General features: G+C 59.5%; 15 protein-coding genes. 3 read left to right on the top strand and 12 right to left on the bottom strand.

Features of this window, described 5'->3' with window-relative positions; translation table 11 throughout:
* Positions 1–32: 32 nt before the first annotated feature.
* The 4 genes from DJ564_RS09975 to minC all read right to left on the bottom strand — a co-directional run bounded on the left by DJ564_RS09975 (position 33) and on the right by minC (position 2,753).
* Complete coding sequence (locus DJ564_RS09975; protein WP_109628722.1) at positions 33–668, bottom strand: RluA family pseudouridine synthase; 636 nt, start codon at positions 666–668, stop codon at positions 33–35.
* A gap of 90 nt (positions 669–758) precedes the next feature.
* Positions 759–1,013 (bottom strand): cell division topological specificity factor MinE, encoded by a 255-nt coding sequence (gene minE, locus DJ564_RS09980; RefSeq protein ID WP_007898843.1) that lies wholly within the window; start codon positions 1,011–1,013, stop codon positions 759–761.
* Positions 1,013–1,825: a septum site-determining protein MinD gene (gene minD / locus DJ564_RS09985; protein ID WP_109628724.1), complete on the bottom strand. Its 813-nt coding sequence runs from the start codon at positions 1,823–1,825 to the stop codon at positions 1,013–1,015. Before minD ends, minE begins: the two co-directional genes overlap by 1 nt.
* Positions 1,826–2,015: 190 nt before the next feature.
* The gene (gene minC, locus DJ564_RS09990; RefSeq protein WP_109635986.1) at positions 2,016–2,753 is read right to left on the bottom strand and encodes a septum site-determining protein MinC; all 738 of its coding nucleotides are present in this window, start codon (positions 2,751–2,753) and stop codon (positions 2,016–2,018) included.
* A gap of 118 nt (positions 2,754–2,871) precedes the next feature.
* On the opposite strand from minC, the gene DJ564_RS09995 reads away from it, so the two are divergent.
* Both DJ564_RS09995 and DJ564_RS10000 read left to right on the top strand, forming a co-directional pair.
* The gene (locus tag DJ564_RS09995; protein WP_109628726.1) at positions 2,872–3,804 is read left to right on the top strand and encodes a lipid A biosynthesis lauroyl acyltransferase; all 933 of its coding nucleotides are present in this window, start codon (positions 2,872–2,874) and stop codon (positions 3,802–3,804) included.
* Between the two features lie 35 nt (positions 3,805–3,839).
* On the top strand, positions 3,840–5,012 hold the full coding sequence (locus tag DJ564_RS10000; protein ID WP_109628728.1) for a patatin-like phospholipase family protein: 1,173 nt from the start codon (positions 3,840–3,842) through the stop codon (positions 5,010–5,012).
* A gap of 116 nt (positions 5,013–5,128) precedes the next feature.
* On the opposite strand, the gene DJ564_RS10005 is transcribed toward DJ564_RS10000, so the two are convergent.
* The 8 genes from DJ564_RS10005 to puuE all read right to left on the bottom strand — a co-directional run bounded on the left by DJ564_RS10005 (position 5,129) and on the right by puuE (position 13,223).
* A complete protein-coding gene (locus tag DJ564_RS10005; protein WP_109628730.1) occupies positions 5,129–5,914 on the bottom strand; it encodes an outer membrane protein OmpK in 786 nt (261 codons plus the stop codon).
* Positions 5,915–6,290: 376 nt separating this feature from the next.
* Positions 6,291–7,076, bottom strand: a complete 786-nt coding sequence (locus DJ564_RS10010; protein ID WP_109628732.1) for an outer membrane protein OmpK — start codon at positions 7,074–7,076, stop codon at positions 6,291–6,293.
* A gap of 158 nt (positions 7,077–7,234) precedes the next feature.
* Positions 7,235–8,593, bottom strand: a complete 1,359-nt coding sequence (locus DJ564_RS10020; protein WP_109628733.1) for a nucleobase:cation symporter-2 family protein — start codon at positions 8,591–8,593, stop codon at positions 7,235–7,237.
* A 137-nt stretch (positions 8,594–8,730) separates the two neighbouring features.
* The gene (locus DJ564_RS10025) at positions 8,731–10,023 is read right to left on the bottom strand and encodes a urate hydroxylase PuuD (RefSeq protein WP_109628735.1); all 1,293 of its coding nucleotides are present in this window, start codon (positions 10,021–10,023) and stop codon (positions 8,731–8,733) included.
* 50 nt (positions 10,024–10,073) lie between these two features.
* Positions 10,074–10,577, bottom strand: a complete 504-nt coding sequence (locus DJ564_RS10030) for an ureidoglycolate lyase (protein WP_109628737.1) — start codon at positions 10,575–10,577, stop codon at positions 10,074–10,076.
* Between the two features lie 121 nt (positions 10,578–10,698).
* On the bottom strand, positions 10,699–11,694 hold the full coding sequence (gene alc / locus DJ564_RS10035; RefSeq protein ID WP_109628739.1) for an allantoicase: 996 nt from the start codon (positions 11,692–11,694) through the stop codon (positions 10,699–10,701).
* Between the two features lie 90 nt (positions 11,695–11,784).
* Entirely contained in the window at positions 11,785–12,300 is a 516-nt protein-coding gene (gene uraD / locus DJ564_RS10040) for a 2-oxo-4-hydroxy-4-carboxy-5-ureidoimidazoline decarboxylase (RefSeq protein WP_109628741.1), read from the bottom strand.
* Entirely contained in the window at positions 12,297–13,223 is a 927-nt protein-coding gene (gene puuE, locus DJ564_RS10045; RefSeq protein ID WP_109628743.1) for an allantoinase PuuE, read from the bottom strand. Before puuE ends, uraD begins: the two co-directional genes overlap by 4 nt.
* 419 nt (positions 13,224–13,642) lie before the next feature.
* Between puuE and uraH the strand changes: the two genes are divergently transcribed.
* Positions 13,643–13,996 (top strand): hydroxyisourate hydrolase, encoded by a 354-nt coding sequence (uraH, locus tag DJ564_RS10050; RefSeq protein WP_010456673.1) that lies wholly within the window; start codon positions 13,643–13,645, stop codon positions 13,994–13,996.
* The last annotated feature ends 138 nt before the right edge of the window (positions 13,997–14,134 follow it).

Raw genomic sequence — 14,134 nt, forward strand, 5'->3', positions numbered from 1 at the left:
GCTAAAGCAGGCGACTGCGTGTCAGGCAGTGCTTAAAACGGTGCGGGGCATTCGAAGCGCAAGCGTTCACCGGTTTGCGGATGGGTGAAGCTGAGCATGCTGGCGTGCAGGCACAAACGCGGCCAGGCGGTCAGGGCCTGTTCGTGGGCATAAAGCCCGTCACCCAGCAGCGGGTGGCCGATGGAAAGCATGTGTACGCGCAGTTGATGGGAACGGCCGGTGATCGGCGTCAGTTCGACGCGGCACCAGTCGCCACAACGTTCCAGCACTCGCCAGAAGGTCAGGGCGTGTTTGCCGAACTCATGATCCACCACGTGGCGTGGCTTGGTCGGCGGATCGTAGCGCAAGGGCAGGTCGATGCTGCCGCTGTCCAGTTCCGGTTGTCCCCAGCACAGGGCGGTGTAGGCTTTTTCGGTTTCGCGGTCGTGAAATTGCCGAGACAGCTCGCGATGTGTGTCTGGGTCGCGGGCCAACAGAATGATTCCGGACGTTTCCCAATCCAGGCGATGGACGATTCGCGCTTCCGGGTAGCCGTTTTCTTGCAGGCGAGTGATCAGGCAGTCCTTGTTGTCATCGGCCCGGCCAGGGACAGAGAGCAGCAGGGTCGGTTTATCCACCACCAGTACGGCGGCGTCCTGATGGATGATGCGGATGTTGGACAACGGCATTAAAACAGCCTCGTAACAAACGCCAACGGCGACTCAGGCCCCTTCCAGTGACAGAAGGGCCCTGAGCCGCCGTGGCTCCCGCTGGATCGACTAGCGATCCGGCAGGGTGATATTGAGTTCCAGAATCGAGCAGCTGCCCTGGTTTTCCAGCGCGACGTGCACGTCGTCGGACCCGATATTGACGTACTTGCGGATCACTTCCACCAGTTCCTTCTGCAAGGCTGGCAAGTAGTCCGGCGTACTGCGCTGGCCGCGTTCATGCGCCACGATGATCTGTAGACGCTCTTTCGCTACCGACGCGGTGCTGACCTTTTTGCTGGCACGAAAGAAGTCAAAAAGATTCATTATCTACCTCCAAACAGGCGCTCGAAGAAGCCCTTCTTCGTCACATCGAGAAAACGATGTTCCACGGATTTGCCCAGCAGACGATCGACCGCATCGCTGTACGCCTGACCGGCGTCGCTCTGGTCGTCGAGAATCACGGGCACGCCCGAGTTGGAGGCCTTGAGTACCGCTTGGGATTCCGGGATGACACCCAGCAGGGCGACCGCCAGGATTTCCTTGACGTCTTCGACGCCGAGCATTTCGCCATCACTGACACGCTGCGGGTTGTAGCGGGTCAGGAGCAAGTGTTCCTTGATCGGGTCTTCGCCCTTTTCGGCGCGACGGGATTTGCTGGCCAGCAGGCCCAGCATGCGGTCCGAGTCACGTACCGAGGACACTTCCGGGTTGGTCACGATAATCGCTTCATCAGCGAAGTACATGGCCAGGTGGGCGCCTTTCTCGATGCCGGCCGGGGAGTCGCAGACCACGTATTCGAAGTCTTCTTTCAACGCCATCAGGACTTTTTCAACGCCTTCCACGGTCAGCGCGTCTTTGTCGCGGGTCTGACTGGCGGCCAGGACGTAGAGGTTTTCCAGGCGTTTGTCTTTGATCAGGGCTTGTTGCAGGTTGGCTTCGCCGTTCACAACGTTGACGAAGTCATACACCACGCGGCGCTCGCAACCCATGATCAGGTCGAGGTTACGCAAACCGACGTCGAAGTCGACGATCACTGTTTTGTGGCCGCGCAGTGCGAGGCCGGTACCGATAGCGGCGCTGGTGGTGGTCTTACCCACACCACCCTTGCCGGATGTAACCACTAGAATCTTGGCCAAGGTGTTTCACCCCTAAGGAAAAGGACTTTTAGCCCCTGAAAAACATCTCTTGAAAAACTACTGCAGTCGGACAGCCTTGGCTGGAATCCGGTCCAGAACAGCGATAAACACTGCGTTTGGCCTTTTTCCTACTTCGTTTGAGCCGTTTTCGCTACGTTTTAGAGATGCTTGGAAAATGCGGCAGTATCCGTTAAAGCCGAATGATGTTCAACACGTCACCTGACAGGCTGACTTGCACGCCCGCCCCCCACAAAGGGTCACGGCGCAAATCCTCGGAAACCTTGTAGTGGCCGGCGATGGAGACCAGTTCAGCGCTCATCTGCTGACAGAAAATCCTGGCTTTCGTGTCGCCTTTGACCCCGGCCAACACGCGACCGCGCATCGGACCGTATACATGGATGTTCCCATCGGCGAGAAGTTCCGCACCCGGGCTGACCGAGGAGATCACCACCAGATCGCAGCCCTGGGCATAAATCTGCTGACCACCGCGTACGGGCGACGTGATGATTTTCGTCGGTTTGATGGTCGGCTCAGGCGGTTTTTCCGGCTTTTTCTTGACGGCGCCTTCGAGCGGATCAAGAGGACGCTCACGGGCGCCGGACGGTGGTAACACCGGCAAATCCACCGCGATGGCGGCGGCGATGTCTTCGATGCGGCTGGCACGGATCGCCAGGGTGCGCAGGCCATGTTGGCGGCACACACGCATCACGCCCGGCAGATCAACGGCGCCTTCACTGGCCGGAAGTTTGTCCAGGGCCAGCACCAGCGGCGCGTTGCTGAAGAAATTGGGCGCCTGGGCGACCTTGGCGGCCAGTTGCCGATCAAGGCTCTCGAGGTCGTTGCGGGCGAGCTCCAGCACCGTAATGGCGAGCATGCTGCCCTTCAACTGGAACACGGGATCCTGGTCTTGCGGTTCGGTTTGGCTCATGGTCGGCATACAACGGCTTGTCACTAAAAGTGCCGAGACTTATAACGAGAACGCCCGCAAGCCGCAAGCCGGGTCGAACGATGTAGAATGCGCGGCCATTGTCTTTCCGGAACCTTTAATGGATCGCCCGCGTTTTCGAAAAACATTTCTTATGCCGCGTTTCTGGCCGCTGTGGTGTGGTTTGGGGCTGTTGTGGCTGATTGTTCAGTTGCCGTATCCGGCGTTGCTGTTTATCGGTCGCCTGCTCGGTGCACTGATGTATCGGCTGGCCGGCGACCGACGGCGCATTGCCAAGCGCAATCTGGAACTGTGTTTCCCTGAAAAGTCCGCCGACGAGCGCAAACGCCTGCTCAAGGAAAACTTCGCCTCCACCGGCATCGCTTTCTTTGAAATGGCCATGAGCTGGTGGTGGTCGCGCGAGCGGCTGGCGAAGCTGGCCCATGTCGAAGGCCTGGAGCATCTGAAAAAGGCCCAGCGCGAAGGCAAGGGCGTGATCCTGATGGCGGTGCATTTCACCACGCTGGAAATCGGCGCGGCGCTGTTGGGGCAGCAGCACACCATCGACGGCATGTACCGCGAGCACAAGAATCCGTTGTTCGACTACATCCAGCGCCGGGGCCGCGAGCGGCACAACCTCGATTCGCTGGCGGTGGAGCGCGACGACGTGCGCGGCATGCTCAAGTTGCTGCGGGCCGGCCGCGCGATCTGGTACGCGCCGGATCAGGACTACGGCGCCAAGCAAAGTATTTTTGTGCCGCTGTTCGGGATTCAGGCGGCGACGGTCACGGCCACCAGCAAATTTGCGCGGCTGGGCAAGGCGCTGGTGGTGCCGTTCACCCAGGAGCGCCTGGCGGACGGCAGCGGTTATCGGTTGATGATCCATGCGCCGCTCGAAGGGTTCCCCGGCGAGACCGAAGAAGCCGATTGCATCCGCATCAATCAGTGGGTCGAAGGCGCCTTGCGCGAGTGCCCTGAGCAATACCTCTGGGCCCATCGGCGCTTCAAGAGCCGTCCACCGGGCGAGCCGAAGCTGTACAAGAAACGCGCCTGAGTCACCCATCCCTTTAAGCACCATGGAGTGTTGCGATGAGTCCTGCTGAACCGGTTACAGGGTTGATTCTTTCCGGCGGCGGGGCTCGGGCGGCGTATCAGGTGGGCGTGCTGGCGGCGATTGCCGAGTTGCTGCCGGTGGGCGCAGACAATCCGTTCCCGGTGATCGTCGGCACCTCGGCCGGGGCGATCAACGCGGTCAGCCTGGCCAGTGGAGCGATGGACTTTCGTGGCGCGATTGAGCGCCTGACCGCTTTCTGGCAAGGCTTTCGCAGTCATTTGGTTCTACGCAGCGACTGGCCGGGCGTGATCCATCAGGCCAGCCGCTTCGTCAGCCACAGTTTGCTCGGCATCGGCGCTCAGGTTCCGGTGGCCTTGCTCAACAGTTCGCCGCTGCGCGGGTTGCTCAACGACAAATTGCACATGAACGGCATTGCCGAGGCCATCGCCCAGAAGCAGTTGCAGGCGGTGGCGGTTACGGCGTTCGGTTACGAGTCCGGGCAGGCCGTCACGTTCTATCAGGGCGGCGGCACCATCGATGCCTGGTTGCGCCATCGGCGGATCGGCGTGCCCACGCAATTGACCGTCGACCACTTGCTGGCCAGTTCAGCCATTCCGCTGTTGTTCGCGCCGGTGAAAATCGGCGAAGAGTATTTCGGCGACGGCGCGGTGCGCCAATCGGCGCCGATCAGCCCGGCCCTGCACCTGGGCGCCAGCCGGGTGCTGGTGGTGGGCGTCAGCGGCAACCCGCGTGGCGTCGACCCGGAGCAGCCACTGCAACGCGCCTACACCGGTCAGCAGCCGACCCTGGCGCAGATCGGCGGGCACATGCTCAACAGTACGTTCATTGACAGCCTGGAAAGTGACATCGAGTTGCTGCAGCGTCTGAATCAGTTCAGTCACTTGTTGCCCGATGGCACGCCGACCCGTGCGCTGGGCGTGGCGCCGGTGGAGGTGCTGGTGATTTCGCCGAGTCAGCCGATCGATGAAATCGCGGCGCGGCATCGGCAGGAATTGCCGGCGGCGCTGCGCCTGTTTCTGCGCGGGCCGGGGGCGACCAAGACGAGCGGGGCGGGGGTGTTGAGTTATCTGCTGTTCGAGGCGGGGTATTGCAGCGAATTGATTGATCTGGGGCGGCGGGATGCGTTGGCCAAGCGCGGGGAGTTGCGCCGGTTTCTGGGGTTGTCGGAGCCGGTGGTTACGGCCTGAGAGCTGCGGTGTTGCTATCGCTAGCAGGCTAGCTCCCACAGTGGATCTTCAGTGTCATTCAGATCAACTGTGGGAGCTAGCCTGCTAGCGATGGCGTCCTTACAGACGCCGCCGGATCAGAAGTGAACCTTGACCAGGAAGCTGGTCACGCTCTGATCAGTCTTGAAACCCTGGCTGTCTTCGATGCCGTACTTGTTTTTCCAGTAGTCATACTCGACGCCGACGTACAACTGCTTTTCGCCCAGGTTCAGTGCCTTGCCCAGGTCGTATTTGACCTGCGGATTGAAGTGCAGGTTGGCGTGATATTCGCCCTTTTTGTTGACGTCGTTGTCGACCACCCAGTCCATGAAACCGTCGATCAGGATGTTCGAATCGCCAACGGGAATGGTGTAGGACCAGACCGGTGTGATCTGCCAGATATCATCACCCGGACGGTCGCCTTCGGTGTGACGGTTGTAGAAGTTCAGCTGGAAGTAGTCGAAACCTGGAATGGCCAGGTCGAAACCAGGACCGATCAGGTAGGACTCGGTATCGTCTTCACCGAACTCATACGTCATGGCCAGCAGCACGTCTTTGACTGGGCCGAATTCGAGTTTCTGGTCGAAGATCTTGTTGAACGACAAGCGTGGGCTGAACTCCCCGTAGTAGGTGTTCTCACCGGCGAAGGCGTCTTCCTTGCCGTTGTAGAAGATCTTGTCGATGAAGAAGAAGTTGTCGCCGTATTTCCAACCATCGGCGTGTTCGAAAGTCACGGTCTGCTGAATGCGCGGGTTGACCTGGAAGTCCTTGCCATACAAGTAAGTCAGGCTGTTGTCCTGCCATTGCAGCAAGTCGCCGGCCATGGCCTGGCCCCCGGCCAGCAGCGATCCCGCGAGCATCAGGCTGGTGCACGTACGTTTCATTCGGTTGCTCCCAAAAAGTAGGTGGTTCCACGTTATTTTTCTAAGGTCGACGCTCTGGTGTGGCGCCTTTTTCTGTAGCGGTAAAAAATCATCCATTCGGTCAGCTTCAGTGCTGTTAGCAAGAGCTGCGCCAAGGCTTTCAAAAAGCAAAAAAACTCCCGCTCGGCGGCTCAAGAGCAGTCGATTGAGAGGGGGGTTGGAGTGCCTTGGAACCGTCCAGAGCCGGGATAAGTTGGCTTTCTGGTCAGGAATTAAATCCGGGCTTTTTTTTAAAGCGGATTCAGGCGGCCGCGGAGAATACTGACTCCTTGGCCAGGTCTCAAGTGCCCCGCAACAGCGCACCGACGACAGGTTTGGAGCACGGTTGCGGGCCATCTTAAAAGTGCACCTTCACCAGCAGGCTGGTGGTGTTTTCATTGGTGTCGAGGTTGCCGTTGTTTTCGATGCCGTACTTGTCTTTCCAATAGCTGTACTCGACGCCGACGTACACCTGTTTCTCCCGCCAGCCGAGGGCTTTGCCCAGGTCGTACTTGATCTGCGGATTGACGTGCAGGTTGGCGTGGTAGGTGCCGTGTGAGTTCTGGTCGTTGTCCACGACCCAATCGATGTAGCCGTCGATCAACAGGTTCGAGTTGCCCAATGGCAGGGAGTAGGACCAGGCCGGCGTGATCTGCCAGACATCGTCGCCAGGGCGCGAGCCTTCGGTCTGGCGATAGTAGAAGTTCAAGGTGAAAAAGTTGAAACCTGGCACCGCGAGGTCGAAGCCGGGGCCGATCAGATAGGCCTCGGTGTCGTCTTCGCCATTCTCGTAGGTCATGGCCAGCAACACGTCCTTGATCGGGCCGAATTCGAAACGGCGGTCGAGGATTTTGCCGAAGGAGAGGCGCGGACTGAACTCGCCGTAATAGGCGTGAACGCCTTTGTTCCGGTCTTTCTCGCCGTTGTAGTAAGTGCTGTCGACGAACAGAAAGTTGTCGCCGTACTTCCAGCGGTCGGCATGCTCAAAGGTTATCGTCTGCTGGATCGACGGGTTGACCGCGAAATCCTTGCCGTACAAATAGCTCAGGCTGTTGGTCTGCCACAGCAATAAATCGCCGGCCATGGCCTGGCTTGCGGCCATGAGACTGCCGCCCAACAGCAGGTTTCTCTGTGTCCGAATCATCTGTTGCTCCCTCTTGTTTTTATTTTTTGAGGCACAGGCAGCCCTGACCTGTGGGAGCGGGCTTGCTCGCGATGGCGTCGGTTCAATCAACATTGATGGTGAATGTGATACCGCTATCGCGAGCAAGCTCGCTCCCACAGGTTTTGGGGCGTTAGTGGTTAGCGCGGGTGAGCGTGGCAGTCGTTGATCGCCGCGCGTTCGCGGCCGCCAAGAATGTTGAACAGCAGGTTCAGCGACAGCGCACTCAGCGTCGCCATCGCGATGCCGCTGTGGGTGATCGGACTCATCCACAACGGCAAGTGCGCGAAGAACTCCGGACGCACCACCGGGATCAGCCCCATGCCGATGCTCACCGCCACCAGCAACTGGTTGCGACGATCACCGATGTCGGCTTCCTGGAGAATCTTGATCCCGGTGGCGGCGACCATGCCGAACATCGCAATCGCCGCGCCGCCCAGCACCGCCGGCGGAATCGATGCCACCAGGAATGCCGCTTTCGGCAGCAGGCTCAGCAGCACCAGCAAACCACCGGCAACGATGGTCACCGAACGGCAACGCACGCCGGTCATCTGCACCAGGCCGATGTTCTGCGCGAAGGAGGAGTGAGTGAAGGTGTTGAAGAAACCGGCGAAGAACGAGGCGCCGGCATCACACAGCAAGCCGCGACGCAGCATCCGTGGGCAGACTTCCTGGCCGGTGATTTTGCCCAGGGCGAGGAACATCCCGGTGGACTCGACGAAGATGATCACCACCACCAGGCACATGGACAGGATCGGTGCGAGTTCAAACTTGGGCATGCCGAAATGCAGTGGGGTGACGATCTGCAGCCATGGCGCATCCGCCATGCCGCTGAGGTCAACCATGCCGATCAGCCCGCAAATCACGTAGCCGAGGCACATGCCGATCAGCACGGAAATATTGACCCAGAACCCTCGCATGAAGCGGTGGACCAGCAGGATGGTGGCCAGCACCAGCGCGGCGATGGCCAGGTAAATCGGTGAGCCGAATTGAGTGGCACCGGCACCGCCGCCCGCCCAGTTGACGGCCACGGGGAACAGCGACAAACCGATCGAGGTGATGACCGTGCCGGTCACCAGCGGCGGGAAGAAGCGCACAACCTTGGACATGAACGGCGCGATGATCATGCCGAAGAAACCGGCGGCGATGGTCGCGCCGAAGATCCCTTGCAGGCCGATGCCCGGCATGCCCGCCATGGCGACCATGCTGCCGACGGCGGCGAAACTGGCACCCATCATCACCGGCATACGGATGCCCATCGGGCCGATGCCCAGCGATTGCACGATGGTGGCGATGCCGGCGACCAGCAGGTCGGCGTTGATCAGGAAGGCGATTTCTTCACGACTCAGGCCGGCGGCCTGCCCGATGATCAGCGGCACCGCGATGGCTCCGCCGTACATCAGCAGAACGTGTTGCAGGCCGACCAGGATCAGTTGCAAAAGGGGCAAACGCTGAATAGCGGGTGCGTCGGGGATGCGCGCTTCGGATAGCTCGGACATGCAACACCTCGGATCTTTTTTATTCTTGTGATTTTTGTATCAGGGGACCGCAGCGCGGCCATTCGCAGGCAAGCCAGCTCCCACAGGATTTAGGTGACCCCTGTGGGAGCGGGCTTGCCCGCGATGCTTTTCAACGGTTAATTGGTCGGCGCTCCCTGAACAATCCACGCACCGATCAGGTCACGTTCCTGCTGGGTCATCTGGGTGATGTTGCCCAGTGGCATGATCTGGCTGGTGACGGCTTGCGCCTGGATCCGCGCGGCGTTCTGGCGGATCTGCTCGGGGGTGTCGAACATCACACCGCCCGGTGCCGCGCTGAACAGCGGGCTGGTCGGTTTGGCCGAATGGCACACCGAGCAACGTTCCTGGATCACGCTGTGCACCTTGTCGAAACTCGGGCCGGCGTTGGACGCCTGCACCGGTGCTTCAGCAGGTTTCGCAGTGGCAGGTTTGGCACCCCCACCGACGGCGGTTTCTGGCAGCGGCTGGTACTCGATGGTGCCGGGTGCCTTGGCGACTTCAGGTGCGCTCGGCATTTGCGCCGGGCCAGTCACGTAGGCCAGGCAGATCATGCCAACAGCCGCGACCGGCAGCGTCCAGGCGAACTTGTGGCTGTCGTGACGGGTGTTGAAGTAGTGACGCACCAACACCGCCAGCACCGCGATCCCGGCCAGGATCAGCCAGTTGTATTGGCTGCCGTAGGTGCTCGGGAAGTGGTTGCTGATCATGATGAACAGCACCGGCAAGGTGAAGTAGTTGTTGTGACGCGAACGCAGCAAGCCTTTGGCCGGCAGCGCCGGATCCGGCGTGCGGTTCTCGGCAATCGCCGCCACCAGCGCGCGTTGCGCCGGCATGATGATGCGGAACACGTTGCCGACCATGATGGTGCCGATGATCGCGCCGACGTGCAGGTACGCACCACGGCCACTGAACACTTTGCTGAAGCCGTAGGCGGCGCCAATGATTAGCACGAACAGGATGAAACCGAGCAGGGCAGGGCGTTTGCCCAGGGCCGAGTCGCAGAGGAAGGAGTAGACGAACCAGCCGACGAACAACGAAGCAATGCCCAGTGCGACCCCTTCAGGGCCGGTCAGGCTGCTGCCGGGTGCCAGCAGGTACAGCGTCGGATTGGAGTAGAACACCACGCACAGCAGCGCGATCCCCGACAGCCAGGTGAAGTAGGCTTCCCATTTGAACCAGTGCAGGTTGTCCGGCATGGTCGGTGGGGCCAGTTTGTATTTTTCCAGGTGGTAGATACCGCCGCCATGGATCGCCCACAGATCGCCGGCCAGACCGCTTTTCGGGTTGACCCGATTGAGGTTGTTTTCCAGCCAGACGAAATAGAACGACGCACCGATCCAGGCCACGCCAGTAATCATGTGAACCCAGCGCACGCTCAGGTTCAGCCATTCCAACAGATGTGCTTCCACAGTCTTTACCTCTCGCCTGTCACTCTGTTGTCGAGTGATCAGACCTTCTCTTATTGGTGGGGGGCAAGGATCAAACGCTCATCCTCTTTGAAAAAATGCTCATCGCAGTTATTGCCTGTGCCACTGCGATCAACCACCAGGAAGTCATCCCGCTTTTCGATCGTCAGCACCGGATGGTGCCAAACGCCGCGATGGTAATTAATGCCCTGCCTGCCGTTGGTGACGAAGGCGCGGACCAAGCCTGATACAGGTTCATCGCCAAGTGGCGCGACCACGATCAGAAAGGGGTTGCCGAGCAGCGGAATGAAAGCCTGGCTGCCCAGCGGGTGACGCTCCAGCATGCAGACGGTCAGCGGCATGTCCTGCGCGTCGGCGCGGAAGATGCTGATGATCGCGTTGTCCTCTGGCGTGGCGGTTTGCACCGTCGCCAGTTTATGGAAGCGCATGGTCGAACCGTTGTTGATCATGAAGTGATCGCTGCCGTCGGTTTCGATCACGTCACCGAAAGGGGCGAAGGCTTCTTTGGTCAGCGGTTCAATCGTCAGTGTGCGCATGCTGGTCTTCTTACCTTGAGTTCTGTGTTGTTTGTTCTATTGCTATCGCTAGCAGGCTAGCTCCCACATTTGGAATGCATTCCCCTGTGGGAGCCAGCCTGCTGGCGATTGGGTTCGGCGCTTATTTAGCGACCTTGCCCAATACCCGCAGGCGGCTAACACCACCATCCGGGAACACGTTCAGGCGGATGTGGGTGATCGGACCCAGCGCCTTGATCTGCTCGGCGAAGGTGTGTTCGGCGTGCATTTCCAGTTTCTGCGCCGGCAGCAATTCGCGCCAGAACAGCGATTGGGTTTCGATCTGGCTGTCGGTGCCGCCCTTCACAAACGCGCCCTGGATTGAGCAGGTGTCCGGGTAGTTGCCCTTGAAGTGCAGGGTGTCGACGATGACTTTTTCGATCTCGCCGGCATGCCCCAGCGCGACGATGACCCAGTCATTGCCTGGCGTGCGACGACGTGCAGTTTCCCAACCGTCGCCCATGTTGATGCCACGGCCCGGGTTGAGGATGTTGCTCATGCGGCCGAAGTGTTCGTCGGAGCAGGCGAGGGCGCGGCCACCGTTGAGGGCTGCAGCCAGGTCAACCTGCTCGTTGTCGCCGACAGCGGACCAGTCGCGGAACGGAATGCCGTACACACGCAGACGGGCCACGCCACCATCCGGATAGATGTTGAAGCGCAGATGGCTGAACGCCTGTTCGTTGCTGATTTCGTGGTAGTGATGGCTGTTGCCTTGCAGCTCGACGGCCGACAGCACTTCAGTCCACTGGGTGTTGTCGTCCGGCTCACCCGAAGCCAGGAAGCAGGCCTCCAGGGACGCCGATGGCGGGAAGTTGCCGGTGAAGAATGAAGTGTCGATGTCCACGCCTTTGATCGAACCCGGTACGCCCAGGCGGATCACCGCGCTGTCGTAGCCTTCGAAGCGCTTGCGGCGCGACTCCCAGCCGTCCATCCACTTGCCGTTGTCATCGAACACGCCTTCTTTCCACACAGCCGGAGTCGGCTGGAACAGGCGGTTGGCATCAGCGAACCAGTCATCGGTGACCGAGATGATTTTGGTGCCCAGACGGGCGTCGGCCAGGTTGACGAACTTCTCGAAAGGTACGGCGTAAGCTTTCATTCTTCTTGTCTGCCTTTAATAAGTTGGCTTGGGATGCTTGCAGGGCCCTGGGAAACGCAAGCGTTCATGAGGTTTCTCGGGCCAGGCTCGCTATAGGGTCAGTAAACGGAACAAGGCGATCTTGTTGATCTCCGCCAGCGCGCATTTGAATTCGGTGTCTGCCGAGTTGTGAATGCGCGTTTCGAACGCCGCGAGGATCTGATGCCGGTTGCTGCCTTTTACCGCCATGATGAAGGGAAACTTGAACTTGGCCTTGTAGGCGTCGTTCAGCTCGGTGAAGCGAGAAAACTCTTCGGCCGTGCATTGGTGAATACCGGCGCCAGCCTGTTCATTCGTACTGGCTTCGGTCAGTTGGCCCTGGACGGCGGCTTTGCCGGCCAGGTCCGGGTGAGCATTGATCAGTGCCAGTTGGCTTTGCTGATCGGCGCTCAACAGGATGTCGCTCATGCGCTGGTGCAGGGTTTCGATCTCGTCGATCGACGCGTCCTGGCCCAAATCGAAGGCCTTCTCGGCCACCCATGGCGAATGTTCGTAGATGTCGGCGAAAGCGGCGACAAACGCGTCGCGGGCCAGGGTCGAGGGTTTCAGCGTTTGAAAGGTGCTCATTTGGCAGCCTCTTGGTACGGGTGGGTTTCGTGCCAGTGGCGAGCGATGTCGACGCGACGGCTAAACCACACCTGTTCATGACTTTTAGCGTATTCGATAAAGCGTTTGAGCGAGGCCAGACGCGCCGGACGGCCGATCAGTCGGCAGTGCAGGCCGATCGACAGCATTTTCGGTGCATCGGCGCCTTCGGCATACAGCACGTCGAAGGCGTCTTTGAGGTATTCAAAGAAGTCGTCGCCCTTGTTGAAACCCTGGACCTGGGTGAAGCGCATGTCGTTGGTGTCCAGCGTGTACGGGATCACCAGGTGCGGCTTGCCGGTCGGGTTGTTCGGTTCCCAGTAGGGCAGGTCGTCGTCGTAGGTGTCGCAGTCGTAGAGGAAACCGCCTTCTTCCATCACCAGGCGACGGGTGTTCGGGCCGGTGCGGCCGGTGTACCAGCCCAGTGGGCGCTCGCCGGTGATTTCGGTGAGGATGCGGATCGCTTCGAGCATGTGCTCGCGTTCCTGCGCTTCGTCCATGTACTGGTAGTCGATCCAGCGATAACCGTGGCTGCAGATTTCGTGGCCGGCCTCGACCATCGCGCGGATCACATCCGGGTGACGCTGGGCGGCCATGGCCACGGCGAAGATGGTCAGCGGAATGTCGAATTCCTTGAACAGTTTCAGAATCCGCCAGACGCCGGCTCGGCTGCCATACTCGTAAAGCGATTCCATGCTCATGTTGCGCTCGCCCTGCAGCGGCTGCGCCGAGACCATCTCCGACAGGAAGGCTTCGGATTCTTTATCGCCGTGCAGGATGTTGCGCTCGCCGCCTTCTTCGTAATTGAGCACGAACGACAGGGCTATGCGGGCATTGCCCGGCCAGTGTGGGTGAGGAGGGTTACTGCCGTAACCGATCAGGTCGCGTGGGTAGTCAGCGCTCACTGCAGTCTTCCTTCTTATTCGTTGACAGGTTGTGTGGCGTGCCTGCAGATGGGAAGTCAGGCTGGCGTCACAGCGATGGGCTGATTGTATACAACTTTATGTTCACTTTGTAAGCCTGATTTTTTGCATTTTTGATGAGCTGTCATTTGTTCATGTTATTGCAAGAAACCTGCCTGAATGGTCAGCTTATGGAGGGAAGATCCTTTGAACGTATGGTTTGGCGTTAGATTTTCCGAATTTCCATGAATGGCAAGGGTAGCGCTAAAAATGTCGTTTTTATTGTGTACAATTTTTCTTAAAAGTGTCTTAATCAATCGCTCGCCGCAGCGTTTCGTGCTCCGAATCGGTGCGGTCTCCTTTTCAACTGACTTCGGGAGGCGCGAGGTCTGACTGCTCCATGCAGCAGGCGCGCAGAATCAATGGGACGTTTGACTACACACGTTTTGGACGCTGCACACGGTTGCCCGGGCAGCTCGATCAAGGTCGAGTTGTACCGCGTTGAAGGCTCGCAGCTGGAATTGGTCGCCAGCGCGATCACCAACAGCGACGGCCGTGTCGATGCACCGTTGCTGCAAGGCGATGACTACCGTTCCGGGGTCTATCAGGTTCAGTTTCATGCGGGCGATTACTACCGCGCCCGTGGCGTTCAGCTGCCGGAGCCGGCGTTTCTGGATGTGGTGGTGCTGCGGTTTGGCATCTCTGCGGAACAGGATCACTACCATGTGCCGTTGCTGATTTCGCCGTACAGCTATTCCACGTACCGCGGCAGCTGATCCCCCAAGCAGCTGCCTCAACCTGGAAGCGACTGCGCATATAGCTTCTTTGGTCTTTCGCCCGCTCACACTGCGGGCTTTTTTTTGCCTGGTGAAACGTGGCGTCCGTGCAGGCGTAATCGCTAGCAGGCTAGCACC

Source organism: Pseudomonas sp. 31-12 (genome assembly GCF_003151075.1).
Taxonomy (GTDB): Bacteria; Pseudomonadota; Gammaproteobacteria; order Pseudomonadales; family Pseudomonadaceae; genus Aquipseudomonas.

Excerpts from the sequence above, each read along its gene's own strand:
- DJ564_RS09975 (WP_109628722.1), bottom strand. The coding sequence starts at position 668 with ATGCCGTTGTCCAACATCCGCATCATCCATCAGGACGCCGCCGTACTG.
- minE (WP_007898843.1), bottom strand. The coding sequence starts at position 1,013 with ATGAATCTTTTTGACTTCTTTCGTGCCAGCAAAAAGGTCAGCACCGCG.
- minC (WP_109635986.1), bottom strand. The coding sequence starts at position 2,753 with ATGAGCCAAACCGAACCGCAAGACCAGGATCCCGTGTTCCAGTTGAAG.
- DJ564_RS09995 (WP_109628726.1), top strand. The coding sequence starts at position 2,872 with ATGGATCGCCCGCGTTTTCGAAAAACATTTCTTATGCCGCGTTTCTGG.
- DJ564_RS10000 (WP_109628728.1), top strand. The coding sequence starts at position 3,840 with ATGAGTCCTGCTGAACCGGTTACAGGGTTGATTCTTTCCGGCGGCGGG.
- DJ564_RS10005 (WP_109628730.1), bottom strand. The coding sequence starts at position 5,914 with ATGAAACGTACGTGCACCAGCCTGATGCTCGCGGGATCGCTGCTGGCC.
- DJ564_RS10010 (WP_109628732.1), bottom strand. The coding sequence starts at position 7,076 with ATGATTCGGACACAGAGAAACCTGCTGTTGGGCGGCAGTCTCATGGCC.
- DJ564_RS10020 (WP_109628733.1), bottom strand. The coding sequence starts at position 8,593 with ATGTCCGAGCTATCCGAAGCGCGCATCCCCGACGCACCCGCTATTCAG.
- DJ564_RS10030 (WP_109628737.1), bottom strand. The coding sequence starts at position 10,577 with ATGCGCACACTGACGATTGAACCGCTGACCAAAGAAGCCTTCGCCCCT.
- alc (WP_109628739.1), bottom strand. The coding sequence starts at position 11,694 with ATGAAAGCTTACGCCGTACCTTTCGAGAAGTTCGTCAACCTGGCCGAC.
- uraD (WP_109628741.1), bottom strand. The coding sequence starts at position 12,300 with ATGAGCACCTTTCAAACGCTGAAACCCTCGACCCTGGCCCGCGACGCG.
- uraH (WP_010456673.1), top strand. The coding sequence starts at position 13,643 with ATGGGACGTTTGACTACACACGTTTTGGACGCTGCACACGGTTGCCCG.